At 64.7% G+C, this 18,003-nt stretch carries 18 protein-coding genes and 1 tRNA gene; 17 read left to right on the forward strand and 2 right to left on the reverse strand.

Annotated features, from left to right (window positions below):
• Nucleotide 1 precedes the first annotated feature (1 nt).
• The 5 genes from NUW51_RS00980 to NUW51_RS01000 all read left to right on the forward strand — a co-directional run bounded on the left by NUW51_RS00980 (nucleotide 2) and on the right by NUW51_RS01000 (nucleotide 5,428).
• Nucleotides 2-166, forward strand: coding sequence for a hypothetical protein (locus tag NUW51_RS00980; protein ID WP_265561900.1), 165 nt, complete (start codon nucleotides 2-4; stop codon nucleotides 164-166).
• Nucleotides 156-1,958, forward strand: coding sequence for a hypothetical protein (locus NUW51_RS00985; protein WP_265561901.1), 1,803 nt, complete (start codon nucleotides 156-158; stop codon nucleotides 1,956-1,958). The genes NUW51_RS00980 and NUW51_RS00985 overlap by 11 nt, the downstream gene beginning before the upstream one ends.
• A 38-nt stretch (nucleotides 1,959-1,996) precedes the next feature.
• The gene (locus NUW51_RS00990) at nucleotides 1,997-2,860 is read left to right on the forward strand and encodes a tyrosine-type recombinase/integrase (protein WP_407696348.1); all 864 of its coding nucleotides are present in this window, start codon (nucleotides 1,997-1,999) and stop codon (nucleotides 2,858-2,860) included.
• A gap of 37 nt (nucleotides 2,861-2,897) precedes the next feature.
• Nucleotides 2,898-3,839, forward strand: coding sequence for an acetyl-CoA carboxylase carboxyltransferase subunit alpha (locus tag NUW51_RS00995; protein WP_265587899.1), 942 nt, complete (start codon nucleotides 2,898-2,900; stop codon nucleotides 3,837-3,839).
• 119 nt (nucleotides 3,840-3,958) lie between these two features.
• Complete coding sequence (locus tag NUW51_RS01000; protein WP_265561905.1) at nucleotides 3,959-5,428, forward strand: M48 family metalloprotease; 1,470 nt, start codon at nucleotides 3,959-3,961, stop codon at nucleotides 5,426-5,428.
• A gap of 63 nt (nucleotides 5,429-5,491) precedes the next feature.
• On the opposite strand, the gene NUW51_RS01005 is transcribed toward NUW51_RS01000, so the two are convergent.
• Together NUW51_RS01005 and NUW51_RS01010 are read right to left on the reverse strand one after the other, a co-directional pair.
• Nucleotides 5,492-5,674 (reverse strand): Flp family type IVb pilin, encoded by a 183-nt coding sequence (locus NUW51_RS01005; RefSeq protein WP_265561907.1) that lies wholly within the window; start codon nucleotides 5,672-5,674, stop codon nucleotides 5,492-5,494.
• A gap of 107 nt (nucleotides 5,675-5,781) precedes the next feature.
• On the reverse strand, nucleotides 5,782-6,561 hold the full coding sequence (locus NUW51_RS01010; RefSeq protein ID WP_265587900.1) for a methyltransferase domain-containing protein: 780 nt from the start codon (nucleotides 6,559-6,561) through the stop codon (nucleotides 5,782-5,784).
• Nucleotides 6,562-6,605: 44 nt separating this feature from the next.
• On the opposite strand from NUW51_RS01010, the gene NUW51_RS01015 reads away from it, so the two are divergent.
• The 12 genes from NUW51_RS01015 (at nucleotide 6,606) to NUW51_RS01070 (ending at nucleotide 17,864) form a co-directional block, all read left to right on the forward strand.
• Nucleotides 6,606-7,316 (forward strand): ComF family protein, encoded by a 711-nt coding sequence (locus NUW51_RS01015; RefSeq protein ID WP_265561909.1) that lies wholly within the window; start codon nucleotides 6,606-6,608, stop codon nucleotides 7,314-7,316.
• A 40-nt stretch (nucleotides 7,317-7,356) separates the two neighbouring features.
• Nucleotides 7,357-7,614 (forward strand): glutaredoxin 3, encoded by a 258-nt coding sequence (gene grxC, locus NUW51_RS01020; protein ID WP_265561911.1) that lies wholly within the window; start codon nucleotides 7,357-7,359, stop codon nucleotides 7,612-7,614.
• Between the two features lie 5 nt (nucleotides 7,615-7,619).
• Nucleotides 7,620-8,444, forward strand: coding sequence for a carbon-nitrogen hydrolase family protein (locus NUW51_RS01025; protein ID WP_265561913.1), 825 nt, complete (start codon nucleotides 7,620-7,622; stop codon nucleotides 8,442-8,444).
• A gap of 33 nt (nucleotides 8,445-8,477) precedes the next feature.
• A tRNA-Arg gene (locus tag NUW51_RS01030) sits at nucleotides 8,478-8,554 on the forward strand.
• A gap of 87 nt (nucleotides 8,555-8,641) precedes the next feature.
• Nucleotides 8,642-9,256, forward strand: a complete 615-nt coding sequence (folE, locus tag NUW51_RS01035; RefSeq protein ID WP_265561915.1) for a GTP cyclohydrolase I FolE — start codon at nucleotides 8,642-8,644, stop codon at nucleotides 9,254-9,256.
• Nucleotides 9,257-9,302: 46 nt separating this feature from the next.
• Nucleotides 9,303-10,835, forward strand: coding sequence for a PAS domain-containing protein (locus tag NUW51_RS01040; RefSeq protein WP_407696302.1), 1,533 nt, complete (start codon nucleotides 9,303-9,305; stop codon nucleotides 10,833-10,835).
• A 267-nt stretch (nucleotides 10,836-11,102) separates the two neighbouring features.
• Nucleotides 11,103-12,410, forward strand: a complete 1,308-nt coding sequence (locus tag NUW51_RS01045) for a DNA-packaging protein (RefSeq protein WP_265561919.1) — start codon at nucleotides 11,103-11,105, stop codon at nucleotides 12,408-12,410.
• Nucleotides 12,411-12,425: 15 nt separating this feature from the next.
• Nucleotides 12,426-13,565 carry a phage portal protein gene (locus tag NUW51_RS01050; RefSeq protein WP_265561921.1) on the forward strand — a complete coding sequence of 380 codons (1,140 nt, stop codon included), beginning with the start codon at nucleotides 12,426-12,428 and terminating at the stop codon, nucleotides 13,563-13,565.
• On the forward strand, nucleotides 13,562-13,876 hold the full coding sequence (locus NUW51_RS01055) for a DUF6127 family protein (protein WP_265561922.1): 315 nt from the start codon (nucleotides 13,562-13,564) through the stop codon (nucleotides 13,874-13,876). The genes NUW51_RS01050 and NUW51_RS01055 overlap by 4 nt, the downstream gene beginning before the upstream one ends.
• Nucleotides 13,873-14,277, forward strand: coding sequence for an HK97 family phage prohead protease (locus NUW51_RS01060; protein ID WP_265561924.1), 405 nt, complete (start codon nucleotides 13,873-13,875; stop codon nucleotides 14,275-14,277). The genes NUW51_RS01055 and NUW51_RS01060 overlap by 4 nt, the downstream gene beginning before the upstream one ends.
• A 10-nt stretch (nucleotides 14,278-14,287) precedes the next feature.
• The gene (locus NUW51_RS01065; RefSeq protein ID WP_265561927.1) at nucleotides 14,288-15,421 is read left to right on the forward strand and encodes a phage major capsid protein; all 1,134 of its coding nucleotides are present in this window, start codon (nucleotides 14,288-14,290) and stop codon (nucleotides 15,419-15,421) included.
• Between the two features lie 79 nt (nucleotides 15,422-15,500).
• A complete protein-coding gene (locus NUW51_RS01070) occupies nucleotides 15,501-17,864 on the forward strand; it encodes a coiled-coil domain-containing protein (protein WP_265561929.1) in 2,364 nt (787 codons plus the stop codon).
• Nucleotides 17,865-18,003 lie beyond the last annotated feature (139 nt).

Genomic DNA, 18,003 nt, shown 5'->3' on the forward strand with positions numbered 1-18,003 from the left:
CATGATCGGAACCGCACATAAGAAACGGCGCCCCAAGGGCCCCATCATCCTTCTCGTCCTCATTATCCTCGTGGTGGTGGGACTGTTCGTCTTCTCGGGCATGGCTTCGGAAGAGCCGGTGCAGGTCATCGAGGAAGAGGTCACGCTCGGCAGTGATGCGCAATAAAGCAGCCCTGTTCGCCAGCGGCGCGGTGATGGCGGCGTTGGCCGCTGCGGTCGCAGCGCAGGAACGTCCCGAATCGCTGCTGCCCCCGGGCTTCGAGACACCGGAGCAGGAAGCGCCCCGCCGCGCCCCCGAGCCGACGCCTGAGCCGCCGCCGGTCGCAGCGCGACCCGAGGCGCGTGACGATTCGGTCGCGCAGGCCCTGCCGTCCGACGACGAGGAGCAGGGCGAGGGTGAGAATGAGGACGCTGATGCCTCGGCGAATGACGATGACGTCACGGGGGACATCGAAACTGCCGGTGTGTTCGGTGCGGCGCGCGGCGGATTTACCTTTGCCAGCGAGACGCCATGGGGTGTCGAGGACGGGCGGTTTCACAAGGTCCTGATGCGGCGGCTCGATGTGCCGCTGGCCTCGCGCTGGGGGCATATTGCCCTGCGCAACGCGCTCCTCGCCGATGTGGCGGCGCCGGGCGAGCTCGAGCAGCAGGATTGGCTCGCCGAGCGGGCTTGGTTGCTACTTCGCATGGGCGAGGCCGATGCGGCGAGGTTGTTGCTGGCTGGGACCGATCCCGAGCGCTATTCGGCCAAGCTGGCGCAGGTCGCCCTGCAAGTCGCGTTGGCGACGGCGGACTTGGCCGCGGCCTGCCCGGTGGCACCGCGGCTCGATGACGCCGAAGGCGAAGCCGAACCCCTGGTAAGCGCGATTTGCGCGGCATTGTCGGCTCAGCCCGAGATTGCCGCCGACGCGATTTCGCGGGCGCGCCGCGGCGGCAATGTCGAAGCCATCGACCTTGCGCTGGTCGACAAGCTCGTCGGCGCCGGAGCGGGGACGGGCCGCGCCGTAACGCTGGAATGGGACAATGTCGAGCGGCTCAACAGCTGGCGATTCGGACTGGCGAGCGCAACGGGATTGCTACTGCCCGAGGCGTTGATGGCTCGTGCCCGGCCCCGGGTCGCGGCATGGACAGCGCGGGCACCATTGCTGAGCGCGTCGCAACGACTGCCCTTTGCCAAGGTCGCGACGGGGCTTGGCGTCTTTTCGGGACAGGCGCTCATCGACCTTTATTCGATCGATTATGACAATCTGCCGCCCGAAGACAAAGGCGCTAGTGAGGCGTTCGGACTTCGGCGCACCTTTGTCGCGCCGAGCGAAGCGGAACGCGTCGCCGCCATGCGCGAATTCTGGGCAGGCGGCAAGAGTGTCCACGAGCGGTTGGGGCTGCAAGCGGCGACCGCGCTTGCAGCGGCGCAGGTCACGCCGTCGGCGCTGCATGAGAATGATGCCAGCGCGCTCATCGCATCATTACTGACGGCCGGGTTCGTCGAGCAGGCCGCCGGTTGGGCGCCCATCCTCGTCGCGATGAGCGAGGATGACGCCGATGCGGGTTGGGGCCAGTTGGTACTGGCGCTGCCGCGCGTGGACGGGCTCGGCCTAAGTGCTGACCGGCTCAGCGATTACGTCGCGCGCGAGGAGGCGGAGGGCAAACCGAAGAGCGCGGCGCTGGTCGCGGCGCTGGCTGGGTTGGGGAGGATCAACACCGATCTTGCGAGCCGGATCAGCGAAGATGAAGACTTCGGGCTCGACCGCGAGACGACATTGACGCGCATGCTCGATGCAGCGGCCTCACGAGGCGAGGGGGCAACCGTCATGCTCCTTGCCGCGACTGCCTTGCAAGCGCCCGACATGGACGCGATTCCTCCGGTCTACCTGCGCCATCTTCTCGCCGCGTTGGTCGCCGTCGAGCAGGATTTCCTTGCCCGCATGATCGCAGCCGAGGCGATCGCGCGCCTGTGAGCCCCGACGACCGCGCCCTGGTCGACCGTTTCTGCGATATGCTTGCGGCCGAAGCGGGGGCCTCGCGTAACACATTGATGGCTTATCGTGGCGACCTGGCCGCGGCAGCGGCGGCGCTTGGCCGGTTGGGCGATGCCGACGCGGAGGCGTTGAAGTCGCTTGGCGGGCAGTGGCAGGATCTGGCGGCCTCGACTGTGGCGCGGCGCGCAAGCGCGTTGCGGCGCTTTTACGGTTTTCTGTATGAAGATGGCCTGCGCGCCGACGATCCGTCGGACGTCCTCCCTCGCCCGAAGATCAAACGCCCGCTACCGCGCCTCTTGTCGGCCGAAGAGGTCGAGGGAATGCTGGTCGATGCGGCGGATCGCGCGGCGAGTGGGGAGAGGTTGCCACGGCGCGACCATGCACTGCTCGAACTGCTCTACGGGTCCGGCCTGCGCGCGAGCGAGCTGGTCGCCTTGCCGCGGCGCGCGGTACGCCCCGGCGAGCCGTTTCTCATTCTCAAAGGGAAGGGCGAGAAGGAGCGGCTGGTACCGATCTCGACAGCGGCTCATCGGGCGGTCGCGGCATGGCTCGAGGAGGCGCCAGAGGGCGCATGGCTGTTTCCCGGTGAGAAAGCACATCTGTCGCGCGTGCGCCTGTTCCAGATCGTCCGGGCCATGGCGGCGCGGGTCGGGATCGCGCCCGAACGAGTGAGCCCGCACGTGCTGCGCCATGCTTTTGCCACCCACTTGCTCGAGGGAGGTGCAGACCTTCGTACGCTGCAAGCGCTGCTCGGCCATGCCGACATCGCGACCACGCAAATCTACACCCATGTCGACAGTCGGCGGCTGGTCGAGCTGGTCAACAAGCGGCATCCGCTGGCGCGGCAAGATCTCAAGACTGGCAATGCGCTCGGCGATTGACGTCGAGGCGATTGGAGCGCTAGGCGCGAAGGCGATCATGACCAGCTATCTCGATTTCGAACGGCCGATTGCCGAACTGGAAGCCCGCGTCGCCGAATTGCGCGACACGGCGGCGAACTCCGACGTTGACCTGTCGAGTGATATCGACCGGCTCGAGAGCAAGGCCGCCCGGCTTTTGCGGGAGACCTATGCCAAGCTCACGCCCTGGCAGAAAGCACAGGTCGCGCGTCACCCTGAGCGCCCGCACTTCAAGGATTATGTGGAGGGGATCACCGAGGATTTCGTGCCGCTGGCAGGCGACCGGGCCTTTGCCGAAGATGCCGCGATTATCGGCGGGCTGGCGCGGATCGATGGGCGCCGCGTGATGCTGATCGGACATGAGAAGGGCGCCGATACGGCAAGCCGGCTCAAGCATAATTTCGGCATGGCGAAGCCAGAAGGCTATCGCAAGGCGATCCGGATGATGCAGCTGGCCAATCGCTTTGGATTGCCGGTGGTGTCGCTGGTCGATACGCCCGGCGCCTTTCCGGGCGTGCAGGCCGAGGAGCGTGGGCAGGCCGAGGCCATCGCGCGTGCGACCGAACAGTGCCTCGAACTCGACGTACCCATGGTCGCAACCATCGTCGGCGAAGGCGGGTCGGGTGGCGCGATCGCCATCGCGGCGGCCAATCGCGTGCTGATGTACGAACATGCGGTCTATTCGGTAATTTCCCCCGAGGGCTGTGCCTCGATCCTGTGGCGCACCGCCGACAAGGCCGCCGATGCGGCCGAGGCGATGCGGATTACGGCGGAGGACCTTGCCAAGCTGGGCGTCATCGACCGCATCGTCTCCGAGCCCGAGGGCGGCGCGCATCGTGACCGGGCGCGGGCGATGGAGACGCTTCGCCAAGCCATCGTCGAGGAACTGGACGGCCTTGCCAAGATGAACGCCGCGGAGCTCAAGCAGCAGCGGCGCGACAAGTTCCTTGCCATGAACTGAGGCCCGCAAAGCTCGTCACGACCGGCAGGGAACCAAGGCTTTCCCGACATTGTTCTAGTGACGGAACCGTCGCCCCTGTCGGGCGAGCGGATGACGTCTATTAGTGTCGGAGAGCATCCATGCGCATCATCACAACGATCCTGACGGGGGCGAGCAGTCTTGCCCTCGCTTCCTGTGCAACCCCGGTCGCCGATCCGGCGATCTCGCCGCAGGAGCGGCAGGTCGCCGAGGGGCAGCACGAAGCGGTCGTCGCCGAATTCGGCGGTGCGCTGGGCGGCGCGCTCGGCTCTTATGTCGAGCAGGTCGGTGACAGTGTGGCGGTGCAGTCGGCCACGCCCAATGCCGCGGCGGCCTATCGCTTCACGACGCTCAATGCGCCGGTGGAAAATGCCTTCGCCGTGCCCGGCGGGCGCATCTACATCACGCGCGAATTGATGGGCCTGATGGAAGATGAAGCCGAACTCGCCTTCGTCCTCGGTCACGAGGTTGGGCATATCGCCGCCGACCACAGTCAGGCGCGGCAGGCTCGGGCGCAGCGCAATTCGATCCTCGGGGTGCTCGGCGCACTTGCCGGCAGCGTCATCGGTGGTGACAGTGGTCTCGGCAACCTGCTGGCACAGGGCGCGCAGCAATATGCGACGCTCAACACGCTGAGCTATAGCCGCGAGCAGGAATATGAATCGGATACGCTGGGTGTCGGCTACATGGCGCGGGCGGGTTATGACCCGCTGGCGGCGGCCTCGATGCTCAACTCGCTGGGGCGTTCATCGGCGCTCGAAGCGCGTATTCAGGGCAACCAGAATCGTTCGACGCCTGAATGGGCGCGAACCCACCCGCTGAGCGAGAATCGGACCGCGCGCGCCGTCGAGCTGGCGCAGCAGACGGGGCGCGCTGGTACCGGTGTTCGTGATCGCGACGAATTCCTGTCCCGCATCGAGGGGATCATGGTCGACGATGACCCCGAACAGGGCATCGTTGATGGGCGCACCTTCACCCATCCCGACCTCAGGCTGCAATTCCAGATTCCGACCGGTTTCCAGATGCAGAATGGGACGCGCGCCGTGACGATCGCGGGGCAGTCGGGGCAGGCGCAGTTCAGCACCGCCCAGTTCAATGGTAATCTCGATACCTACATCGCCAATGTCATTCGCGGCATCGTCGGACAGCAGGCGCAGGTCAGCATTCCGCAGCCGCGTACGACGACGGTAAACGGGTTGCCTGCCGCCTATACGACGACGCGGGTGAATACCCAGAACGGCGCCGTCGATCTGTCGGTGATGGCGTATCGCTTCGGCAACGACCGGGCGTATCACTTTGCCATGCTGACCCAGGCCGGGCAGGGCATCGGCCCCTTCTCAAGCATGGTCGGCTCGCTGCGGCCGATCAGCGCGCAGGAAGCGGCCGCGATCCGTCCCAAGGTCATCGATGTGGTGACGGTCCGTAGCGGCGATACGATTCAGTCGCTGGCGAGCCGGATGGCGTTCAACAATTACCAGGTCGAACGCTTCATGGTGCTCAATTCCATGGACAGCAACAGCCGTCTCACCCCCGGCCAGAAGGTGAAGCTGGTCGTTTACGGCCAGCGGTAGAAGAAGCGCTTCGCGCTATGCAAAAGGGAAGGCGCGTCTCTTCTGGGAGGCGCGCTTTTCCTCTTAGCCGAGATATTTGTTGGCGATGTCGCCAAGCTCGCCCCACATGCCGCCTGAGCCGCCGCCAAGTGCCTTGAGCCCGCCCATGACGGCGACGACGATCAAGGCTGCGATCAGGCCATATTCAATGGCCGTCGCGCCACGATCCTCTTTGCCGAGGGTGCGCAATTTCTTCGGGATAGCCACCGCCATCCTCCTTCTGGTCTGGTCCACGTGCCGAGGGTTAGGCATAAAGGGTTAAGGATTTGGCGGGGCTAGTGGTTAACGCGGTCTAAGCTGCGCTGACAGGTCCGTCAGCTCGAGGGTGTCCAACCAACGAAATGCAGTAGTTCGAAGGTCTCCACGACTCGACCACGGGCGTCGGCGGTAACCATGAAGTTTTCCGCAGCGGCGTCATAAGCAGAGCGAGAAAGCGGGCGTGGATCGCGCTCGAAGAGCAGGTTAGTGGCTCCGAGCGCGCGCAAGTCGCGCAAAAGGTCGGGAAAGCCGCGATAGGAGAGGGCGATGCGGTCGATATCGACGACCGGCATGGCAAGGCCCGCCCCCGCAAGCAGAGCGGCGAGTGCCGATGGTTCAATGCGAGGGTGGATGTGGGGCGATGCGCGCCCGCTGGCCTGGTCTGCCGCGTGCATGGCGGCGCGCAGGCGTGGCAGGGTCTGGCCGCCCGGCACCACGCCGAGGAGCGGGCTGTCGGGCTTGAGAAGGAAGCGTAGCCTCGCGAGCGTCTCAGGCAGCGTGGCAACCGTGTCTAGCGTGCCAAGGGCAATGACCGCATCGTAGGCGCCGACGTCCTCGAGATCGTTCTCAAGGCGACATCGGGCGCCAGTCGCCGCGGCGACGTCGGGGCTGGGGTCGACGAGATCGAGCCGGCCAGTGAACGGTTCGAGCCTCGCCAGCGAAGCCGTGCCTGCGAGTGTGCCGATGACCAGCATGCGGTCGAAAGGTCGGTTCATCGCGGCCAAGCGATCAACGATATCCTCGATTACCCGATCCGCGAGAAACGCAGGCGGACCGTGGTGCAACGCGCGGGCGCGGCGTCGAAGGCGTAAATCGGGATCGTGAAGGACCGGCATCGCGCGGCTTGTGCAAGAAGGCGCGCCGCGCGACAAGAGGGGTGATGACTGCCCTCGCGCTTCCCCGCTTGATCCTCGACATGGTGCTGCCGCCACGCTGTGCCGGATGCGGCGAGATCGTGCCCAGGGTGGGCGAATTTTGCGCGCCCTGCTTTCTCGAGATCGACTGGATCGGAGAGCGCTGCTGCGGGCGCTGTGCTCTGCCGCTGGAACCGGTCGAAGGGGAGGAATGTGCCGCCTGTATGACGACGCCCGGGCCGATCGAACAATTGAAGGCCGCCACCGTCTATGGCGATCTCACCAAGATGCTGGTGATGAAATTGAAATATGGGCGTCGGGTGGCGCTCGCACGCACCATGGCCAATGCGATGGCCCGCAAGGTCGATCGGCATCGCGACGATGCACCGCTGCTGGTGCCGGTGCCCCTCTATCGCTGGCGACTGTGGGGACGCGGATACAATCAGGCGGGATTGATCGCGGGCGCGCTAGCGCGGCGCACCGGACATGACTGGTCGAGCGATGCGCTTTTGCGCACGCGCTCGACGAAGCCTTTGCGCGACATGACGGCGGCGCAGCGCCGGGCGCAGGTGCGCGGCGCGTTCAAGGCGCAGCGGTCGAAGGTGGAAGGGCGCACTATCATCCTCGTGGATGACGTGCGGACCACCGGCGGGACGTTGAATGCCTGCGCAAAGGCGCTACATCGCGCTGGCGCGCGGCGGGTCGAGGCGATCGTCTGGTCGCGCGTGGTACGATAGCGCCGATTGGCGCGTTAGTTGCCAAAGCGAAGAGGAATCTATGTCCAACGTCGAAATCTACACCAAGGCAACCTGCCCTTTCTGCATTCGCGCCAAGCGGCTGCTCGACATGAAGGGTATCGACTATATCGAACATGAAATCAGCCGCGACGAAGCCAAGCGCGCGGAGATGATCGAGCGGTCGGGCGGCGGGCGCACCGTGCCGCAGATCTTCATCAATGAGGAGCATATCGGGGGCTGCGACGACATGTTCGCGCTGGAACGCAAGGGCGCACTCGACGAACGGCTTGCCGCCTGAAGCCGATGACGCGCATCGCGCTCTATCAGGCGAGAAGCGGGATCGACCCGGTGGCCAACGCAGAGCGCCTCGTCGACGCCATCAAGTTGGCGCGCGGGCAGGGTGCGCAAATGCTGTTCACGCCCGAGATGACGGGCCTGCTCGATCGCGATCGCGGGCGCGCTGGGCAATCGATCAGGACCGAGGAGGAGGATGTCACGCTCGACGCAGCGAGAAAGGCGGCGGCGAAAGAAGGCTTGTGGCTGCAGTTGGGTTCGCTCGCGCTCGACAGGGGCGACGGGCGATGGGTCAATCGTTCCTTTGTGATCGACCCGGCCGGCCATATCGTGGCGCGGTACGACAAAATGCACCTGTTCGATGTCGATCTCGAGACTGGTGAGCGTTGGCGCGAAAGCGCGGTCTACGAGGCGGGCGACAGTCCGGTGCTGGCAGAGAAGACCGCTGTTGGCGCATTGGGCATGACCATCTGCTACGACCTGCGATTTGCCGCGCTTTTTGCGCGGCTGGCGGAGGCGGGTGCACAGTGCATCAGCGTGCCGGCGGCGTTCACGGTCCCGACGGGAAAGGCGCACTGGGAAGTGCTGTTGCGGGCGCGGGCGATCGAGAACGGACTATTCATCGTCGCGGCCGCGCAGGTCGGGGAGCATGAAGATGGGCGCGAGACCTATGGCCATTCGATGGTCTGCGATCCGTGGGGCAATGTGCTGCTCGACATGGGCGACAAGGCAGGGGTTGGCTGCTGCGACCTCGATCCGGCGCTGATCGACCGCGCTCGCGCGGCGATCCCGGCCTTGCGCCATCGTCGCGACATCCCCGCGATCGACGATTGATCCGCTGCGCGCTCGTGCCTAAGGGGAGGGCGAGGCTCCGTAGCTCAGCAGGATAGAGCAGCGGTTTCCTAAACCGAAGGTCACAGGTTCGAATCCTGTCGGGGCCACCATCCGCGATATGAAGCGCACAGAGCGCTGAAGCGCGTGCGGTCCTTCGCCCACTGGCGGAGGGTGCGGCGAGCCGTTATGGAGCCGGCATGACCGACAAGAGCCCGACGGCCGGCGACCTGTATCGCCCGCAGCCTAAGATCGATGTGCCAGATGATGTGCAGGAGGCGGTACGTACCCTGTTGCGCTGGGCCGGTGAAGATCCGGAGCGCGAAGGGCTGGTCGATACGCCCAAGCGCGTGGCGCGGGCTTGGGCCGAATATGCGAAGGGTTACAATGAAGACCCGGCATCGCACCTCGCGCGCACGTTCGAGGAAGTGGGCGGGTATGACGAGATCGTCCTGTTGCGCGACATCCCGTTTCAGTCGCACTGCGAGCATCATATGGCGCCGATCATCGGCAAAGCGTCGATCGCCTATTTGCCGGGCAAGCGCGTGGTCGGTATTTCCAAGCTGGCGCGCGTGTTGCACGGGTTTGCGCGGCGCCTGCAGGTGCAGGAACGTCTCACCGCTCAGGTCGCCGATTGTATCTGGGAGCATCTCGAGCCCGAAGGCGTGGCGGTGGTGATCGAAGCGAGCCATGCCTGCATGACCGCCCGAGGGGTCAATACGCCCGGGGTGATGATGACCACGAGCCGCATGATGGGTACTTTTCGGAAGGACGAACGGAGTCGCAAGGAAGTGCTCGCGCTTATGGGTTATTGAGTTTTTTGCTTCCTTTTCAGACCACTGGGCGTTAGCCGATATCGTTATGGTTGCGTCATTATCTCCTTTCTCCTGTAATTCCGCCTACGTCGGCGACGAGGGCGAAGCCGCGCGTCTCGACCTCGTCGGACGGTATGATGCGGACAGCCTGGAGGAAGATGACGAGCTCAATGCGGTGCGAGCCTTCGCGGCGGCGCTTTGCGAGGCGCCGATCGCTCTGGTGACGGTCGTCGAGGCCGAGCGGCAGCGCTTCCTGTCGAGACAGGGCGTGGCGATTGCCGAAACGCCTCGAGACGTGAGTTTTTGCCAGCACGCGATGGTAGGCGGGTCAATCATGGAAGTCCCAGATGCCCGTCTCGACGAACGATTTGCAGACAATGCCTTGGTGACCGGCGAGCCGCATATCCGCTTTTATGCAGGCGCGCCGCTGGTATCGGCCGAAGGTGCGCCGATCGGGGCACTCTGCGTAATTTCGCCCGATCCGCGCACGGGCCTGAGCGCCTATCAGCGACAGGGGATGGAAGTGTTGGCGCGCGCGGTCATGCGGCGCCTAGAGGCGCGGCGCGGTGAGCTGGAAATGACTGCGGGGCGCGAAGAGGCACGGCGGCTGCTCGAGGAAAGCCAGCAGAAGTTCGATAATCTCGCCGATGCGCTGCCGCAGATGGCCTGGTCGACCGATGGCGAAGGCAACCCAGACTATTTCAATCGACGCTGGTACGAGTTCACCGGGGCCGAGCCGGGCGATCACTATGGCAACCAATGGGTTGACGCGGTTCACCCTGATGATCGGGAGACGGCGGCGGCGGCATGGCAGGGCGCGGTCGAGAGCGGCGAGGCTTATGAAACCGAGTATCGGATGCGCCGCCATGATGGCGAATATCGTTGGACGCTGGCGCGCGGGCTGCCGGTGCACGGCGATAACGGCGAGGTGATCCGCTGGTTCGGCACCAACACCGACATCCATGAAAATAGGCAGTTGGTCGAAAGTCACGCACTGCTGACCCGCGAATTGAGCCACCGCATCAAGAATATCTTTTCCGTTGTTACCGGACTGGTTAGCTTTGCCAGTCGAAAGCATCCGGAAATGAAGGAGGTGGCGACATCGATCGGCGACCGCATCAATGCGCTGGGGCGAGCGCACAATTATGTGCGTCCGTTGTCGAACATGCCCGCCGAGGCGCGGTTGCGCGATGTATTGTCCGACCTGTTCGCCCCTTATGCCGACGCCGAGGGCGAGCGAGTGCGGATCACGGGTGGAGACTTTGAGGTCAGGGAGCAGGCGGTAACACCGATCGCGCTCGCGTTCCATGAAATGGCAACGAACGCGGTGAAATACGGGGCGCTATCGGTGGAGGGCGGCCATGTGGAATTACGCATCAAGGCGGATGGCGACGAACTGCTCCTGCTGTGGCGGGAAGTGGGTGGGCCCGAGCCAGTCGAGCCCGATCATAAGGGTTTCGGGAGCGACTTGCTCCGGACGAGCCTCGAGCGGCAGCTGAGGGGGCGGCTCGAGCGTCGCTGGGAGCCCGGCGGCTTGGAAATCGAAATCAACCTTCCCATAGAGAGAATAACCATATAGGAACTTTCTTGTTGACATCGTCACGCTGATTAGGTACATATTGGACATCGTCGACGAATCGGCCCCAAGGGGCTGTTCGGGGCCGCCGGGAGGGCGGCCTTTTTTCTTGGTCGTGACCGGAGGTGCCGCCGATGATCCTTCGCTCGGTCGGCATCGCGGCCTTGGCCCGAGGGCTCGACGGGTCTTCGTCAAATTCTTGCTATCGCGCCTGGAGCGGGGCGTGCGTCTTCCTTCAGGAGGCGCCGGGGGGGCGCGAGGCTGTCCCCCTTGCCGGCCACGGTTGAGGCGCTCGCCAGGAGACTGGTCGGCCTGCCGCGCGATCGGCGCGAAGCGGGATTGGCCCAGTTGCCTGATGAGGCGATCGCAGCGCTGGCGCAGTGGTTTGCCTTCTGGGCTCGGGGGGCACAACTGCCCCCAACAGGGACATGGAGAAATTGGCTACTGCTCGCGGGACGTGGCTTCGGCAAGACCCGGGCGGGCGCGCAATGGATTGTCGAACGCGGCGCTGCGCGAGCTTCGCAGCGCATTGCACTGGTAGCGGCGACGCTCGAGCAGGCGCGAACCATCATGGTTGAGGGGCGCAGCGGGCTGCTCGAGGTAGCTAGGCTCGAAGGTGTAAATTTGAAATGGGAGTCGGGCAGGTCTCGGCTGTGTTGGGACAATGGCAGCGAGGCGCGGTTGTTCTCGGGAGAGAGCCCCGAAGCGTTGCGTGGTCCCGAGCACCATCTGGCCTGGGCGGACGAACTGGCGAAATGGTCGCATCCGGACGCGACCTGGGATAATTTGCAAATGGGGTTGAGGGCAGGGGCCGATTGCCGGGCGCTGGTCACGACGACACCGCGCGCGGTTCCGATCCTCGGTCGGCTGATCGACGATGCCAATACGGTCGTGACGCGCGGTCGAACGCGGGACAATCTGACGCTGTCGCAACAGTTTCTCGACGAGATGTCGCGGAGCTATGGTGGCGGGAGGCTGGCTCGCCAAGAGCTCGATGGCGATTATCTGATCGATGTCGAGGGGGCGCTGTTCCCGCGGGGATTGCTCGAGCGATGCCGGGTGATGCCACGTGAAGAATATGAACGGATCGTGGTGGGCGTCGACCCGCCGGCAAGTTCGGTTGGTGACGCTTGCGGAATTGTCGTGGCGGCGCGCCACGGGGATCGGATGCACGTGCTGGCCGATGCCAGTGTCGAAAAACCCACCCCAAGGCAATGGGCGAGCGCGGTCGCGAATGCGGCGCAATATTGGGGTGCTGATCGTGTCATTGCGGAGTCCAATCAGGGCGGCGAGATGGTGGAAAGCGTGCTGCGAGGGGCGGCGCGCGACCTGCCGGTAACGCGGGTCCATGCGCGGCGTGGCAAGACGGCCCGCGCCGAACCGATTGCGGCGATGTTCGAGGCGGGGCGCGCGTTCCTCGCAGGAAGCTTCCCCGTGCTCGAAGATGAATTGGCGCGCATGACCCTGGCGGGGATGAGCGGCAGCGGCGGCTCGCCCGACCGGGCCGATGCGATGATCTGGGCGCTGTGGGCGCTCATGGACGGCGGGGGAGCGCGCGCGAGGGTGCGCACACTCTGACAGAAAGGGATGAGCATGAAGTGGCTCGACAATTGGCTCGGCGCGAAGAGCGCGCCGGGCGGACGATCCGTGCTGCCGATCCACGATATCGGTTCGCTCTTGGGCGGTCATGGAAGCGATCATCCGGGCGCCTACGTCGACCAGCTGCGCGAGGTATTCGAGCGCAATCCGGTCGGTCATCGCGCGGTTCGCGTGGTGGCTGGTGCGGTGGGTTCGCTAACAATCGACGCGAGTGGTGACGGCGCCGAACAGGGTCGGCGCCTCCTGATGCGGTCCGGCTTGCTTGAAACGATCGCGCTGCACCTGCTGCTGCATGGCAACGCTTATGTGCATCTTGCTGCGGATGCGGACGGGGCAGCGATGGCCTGGCATTGCCTCCGGCCCGAGCGCGTCAGCCTCATTACCGATCGTGACGGATGGCCGCGCGCCTACAGTTATCGCGGGCGCAGCGTCACCCATTATCCGGTGCGCGATGAGTTCGAGCGACTTTCGGTCGTGCATATTAAGGCGCTTCATCCCGGAGACGATCATGGCGGACAGGGCTGTCTCGAGGCCGCCATCGGGCCGGCGATGGTGCACAATGCGGCGAGCCGCTGGAATCGGTCGCTGCTGGAGAATGCGGCACGTCCGTCGGGAGCGCTGATCCATGATCCCGGCGACGGGACAGTGCTCAGCGACAAGCAGTTCGAGCGCCTCAAGAGCGAGCTCGCTACGCAATATGAGGGTAGCGGAAACGCGGGACGCCCCTTGCTGCTCGACGGTGGGTTGAGCTGGCAGGCCTTCAGCCTGTCGCCCACCGACATGGACTTTATCAAGCTGAAGGAAGCGGCGGCACGCGATATCGCGCTGGCCTTCGGGGTGCCGCCGGTGCTGCTCGGCCTGCCGGGCGATGCGACCTACGCCAACGGGCGCGAGGCAGGCCGCGCGCTCTATCGTCAGACAGTGCTGCCGCTGGCGCGAAAGATCCTGCGGGCGCTCGAGGCCCAACTCGAGGATTGGATCGATCCGGTCCGCTTAGAGGTGGACGAGGACCAACTTTCCGAATTGTCGGAGGATCGTTCGCGGCTGTGGAGCGCAGTGGGGGAGGCGGACTTCCTCAGCCGGGCCGAAAAGCGCGCCATGCTCGGATTTCCGCCTGAAGAGGTTACGCAGTGAGCGACGCGCGCGTGATCGGCGCGCTTGCTGCGATGGCCGAACAAGGTGGGCTCGACCGCCTGACGCTGGCGGCGCTGATCGAGGAGTCGAGCGCGCGAGGGGCCCGAGACGCTATGGCGCGCCTCGGGCTCGAGGATCGCAGCGCGCGGCGCGACATGGATGACCTTCGCGAATTGTTGGGCGCGTGGCGAGCGGCGAAGAAGAGCGCGACGCACGCGCTGATCGGGTGGCTGTCGAAGGCAGTGCTCGCGCTGTGTGTTGCCGGGGCTGCCTGGCAGTTGGGCCTGCTCGCCGGGACGATCGCAAAATGACGCGTTTCGCCGGTTATGCCGCCATCTTTCATCGCCCCGATGACGGCGGCGACGTGATTGCGCCGGGCGCGTTTCGGCGCTCTCTCGAGGGACGCGCGCCTGGTGATGTACCGCTGCTGCTGCAGCATCGCGGCGACGTCGTTGCAGGCAGGATCGAGCGGCTCGAAGAAGATGAAAAGGGGCTGCGCGTCATCGCGCGGCTCGATGGAGGGCGCGCGGGAAAGACTGCGGGCGGACTCCTGAAAAGCGGGAAATTGAAGGGTTTGAGTTTCGGCTATCGCGTGCGGCGGGCCGGGAAGAAGGGGGCGTTTCGGCGGCTCGAGGAAGTCGATCTCGTCGAAGTCAGTCTGGTGGCGCGACCCATGCAGCCGGTGGCCCGGGTGCATGCAATCGAGGAGTGATGAATTGAAGATGGAAACCAAGATGGCCGGCACTGCCGGCAGTGACATGCTCGAGCAGAGCTTCGACATGGACAATGGCGCGGAACTGACCGCGATGAAGGAAGAGCTGGCGGTGCTCAAGCGTAAGGTCGGCCAGCAGGCGATGCGCGAGGGCCATCCCACGCTCGATGGCGTGAAGGAAGCCGGGCGCGACAAGAAGTTTGCCGATGCCTATCTGCGCCGCGGGGATGTCGCGGGGCTCGAGGCCAAGTCGATTGAATCCAACGATGCGCTCGGTGGCTACGCCATTCCGCAGGAAATCGACGGAGTGATCGACAACACGCTGCTGGCGAGTTCGCCCATCCGGCAGATCGCCAATGTGGTGAAGGTTGGCAGCGCGGGCTATCGCAAGCTGGTTGCGTCGGGCGGAACGCCGTCAGGCTGGGCCAGCTTCGAGGGCGCTCGCGGCGAGACCACGACGCCGACGTTCCACGAGATCGTCCCGGCCTCGGGCGAATTGTTCGCCAATCCGGCGGCGACCCAGCAGATGCTCGACGACGCGGCATTCGATGTGGAAAGCTGGCTGGCGGGCGAAATCGCGACCGAATTTGCTCGCGCTGAGGGCGCCGCCTTCGTCAATGGCACGGGGGCGAGCCAGCCGCTCGGTTTCCTGTCTTCGCCGGTGTCTGCCAATGGTGACGACAGCCGCGCGATGGGCACGCTGCAGACAATCGGGACGGGCAGCGCAGGGGCGTTTCCGTCAAGCGATCCGGCCGACGTCCTGCTCGATCTCGTGCAGAGCCTGCGCCAGCCGTACCGGCAGGGCGCGGTCTTCGTCATGAATAGCGCGACTGCCGCGGCGATCCGCAAGTTCAAGACCGCCGATGGCGCCTATATCTGGCAGCCCGGCCTTGCGGCCGGCACGCCGTCGAGCCTGCTTGGCTATCCGGTGGTGGAGGCCGGGGACATGCCCGACATGGCGGCTGGCAGCCTCTCGGTCGCCTTCGGCAATTTCAAGGCAGGCTATACCATCGCGGATCGCGGCGAGACCGTGGTGCTGCGCGATCCGTACACCAACAAGCCGTTCGTCCATTTCTACGCGACGCGCCGGGTCGGCGGGCAGGTGACCAACTCGGAGAGCATCAAGCTCCTCGAGTTCGCCTGATCGCTGATGGGGGCGGGCGGGCAAGTCCCCGGCCGGTCCGCCCCCACTTTTCCAAACCGACCACCACAGGAGGCGCGCCATGCCACAGACCGTCATTTTCGCAGATCTGGTCAGAGAGACGAGCTCGACCACCGGCACCGACAATATCCTCTTAGGAGGAGCGATAACCGGCATGCGCAGTTTTGCTGATGCCGTGGCGCCAGGCGAAAGCTTCCATTATTCGATGATTGGTAGTGACAAGCCGCAGGAAAGCGAGGCCGGGGTCGGCACGCTCCAGCCCGATGGCACGATCTTGCGTGCGCCGTCGGGGGGCGTCTTTACGAATTTCTCGGCAGGTGAGAAGGTCGTGTCGCTGGTCGCCGGGGCGGCGTGGTATGGAGATACCGACCAGGTGCTCGCCACCCAAAGTGAGAACATCACGATCTTGCAAGCTGCTGGCGACGCGCAAGATAGCGCGATTGCGACGCTACAGGCTGCTGGTGATGCGCATGACGGGGCAATTGTGGCACTGCAGGGAGCGGGAGCCGCACAGGATGGCGCGATCGCAAGCTTGGAGGCCACGCAGGCGGGGCAGGATAGCGCCATCGCCAATTTGCAGGCAGCGGAGCAGGCGCAAAATGCATCGATCGCTGGCAAAGCCGATGTGGACCACGGTCACGCGCTGTCGGATATTGCGGACCTCGAGGCGCGGCTGAGCGAACTTGCGGCGAGCGCGGTCGGCAATGTCACGCCTGAACGCTATGGCGCTGTCGGTGACGGCGTCGCAGATGACGGTGCGGCGCTTCTCGCTGCGATGACGGCGATGCAAAGCGCTGGCGGCATTTTGAAGCTCGCCGGCCGCTATCGCACGACGCAGGCCATCACCCTTCCCGATGCGTGCATGATGACCGGGGGCGGCACTCTCATTACCGAGAATTCAGCGGGGCTGACCGTCGGGAATGATTGCATTTTTCACAATGTCAGCATCGTCTCGACCCATAGCAATCATCTCGCTCTTTATTGTGTCGACAAGCATGCGCCGCGGTTGCTCGATTGTCGGATCGATGGTCGTATCTACTGTCGCAACGACGGCGCCGTCGCATTGCGAGGTCCGCGCATCGATCGAAGCCATTTCGACGTGGATTTCGGCGACGATTATGATGGTGTCGAACAGATGGACCTCTTCTCGATCTATGGGTTCGAGGGCGGTCATGTGCGCGGCTGCGACATCCGCACCGCCAATATCCATCGTCTCTTCAAGATCAGCGATAGCCTCGCCGGCACCGAGACGAGCGTCTCGAACGCGAACAGCCGAGCGTTCGAAATCAGCGGCAATCTGCTGCGTGGCTCGGGCGGTAAGCAGGTGGTCGACTGTTATCGAGCGACCTCTGGCCTGCGCTTCGTGGGCAACCAGCTCGAACTGTCCGGTGCGCCGACCTATGCGGGGCCGAGCTGGGCGGTCGTCATCGATGACAAGAGTGCCGGTAATGAGCGCGACGCCGACGACATCGGGGCGACGTACCTCATCAGCGGCAATTGCGGTACCATCCCCTGTGCGTTCGTCAGCCTCCAGGGGGCTTTCGGGATTACCGAGCCGGGTCATTCAGGCGACCGTCGAGCGTCCGTCCACCTGATCGACAACAAGATCCGTTGTACGAGCAGCGACAAGGCTGTGGTCGAGATTCGCTTTTTCGACGACGTTCGATGCCGCGGCAACCTGCTGGAAACCAACCCGGCGGTCGATGCGACCGTCATGCGATTGCTGAGCAACGACGAGGCGGTGCTGAGCGACGAGACCTATCGCGGCGGTATCGTGCATCTGTCGAAAGCGACGTCCAACGCCTCGGGGTTGAGCTTCGGTGGCTCGTTCGGGCGTATCGATCTGCGCCGCGTGAGCGTGAGAAACTTCGACGCATCGGGCGGCGTGAGATGCGATCGTCATCGCGGCAATGCGCTGACCATCGACGGTCTATTCTGCTCGAGCGTCGATACACCCACGCAATTGTGCCGGGCGATCTACTTTTCCAGTGGTGAAATGCTGTCGCTACTCGACATCCAGAATGTCGATGCCGAGCATGGGACCGGCGGGAATATCACGCCTGTCCTCGATAGCGTCGCGCAGGCGGCACTGCGCACCTATCGTGACAATGGCTGGCAGCCGCGAGCGCGATTGGCGATTTCGGGCGGGGTGCCAACGAGCGGTGTCTTCCTGCGCGGGGATCGCGTGTCGGAGCTGTCTCCCGGCACGTCCAAAGGTGTCGACTATGTGTGCATTTCGGGTGGTTCGCCCGGCACATGGCGCATGAGCAGTCACGTCCCGAACAAGGCGGCGTCGATCTATCGACCCAGCCTTGCGGCGGAACATGCCGGCTTCCTTTATTTCGACACCGGTCTCGCGGCGTCCGGAAAGCCGATCTGGTGGACGGGCAGCCAGTGGGTCGACGCGGCTGGCGTGGCGGTGTGAGCGCGTCATGATCGGACATTCCCCTATCTCGCTGCTCGCCATTTCCTCGCTGCCAGCTGCAATAACGCCGAAGCGCGGAAAACCGCCGAAAAAGCGACAGGCGAAGGCGCTTTCTGATCGACAGCTGCGCCCGGAAGCG

Origin of the sequence: Sphingomicrobium arenosum (assembly GCF_026157085.1) — a bacterium.
Classification (GTDB): Bacteria; Pseudomonadota; Alphaproteobacteria; order Sphingomonadales; family Sphingomonadaceae; genus Sphingomicrobium; species Sphingomicrobium arenosum.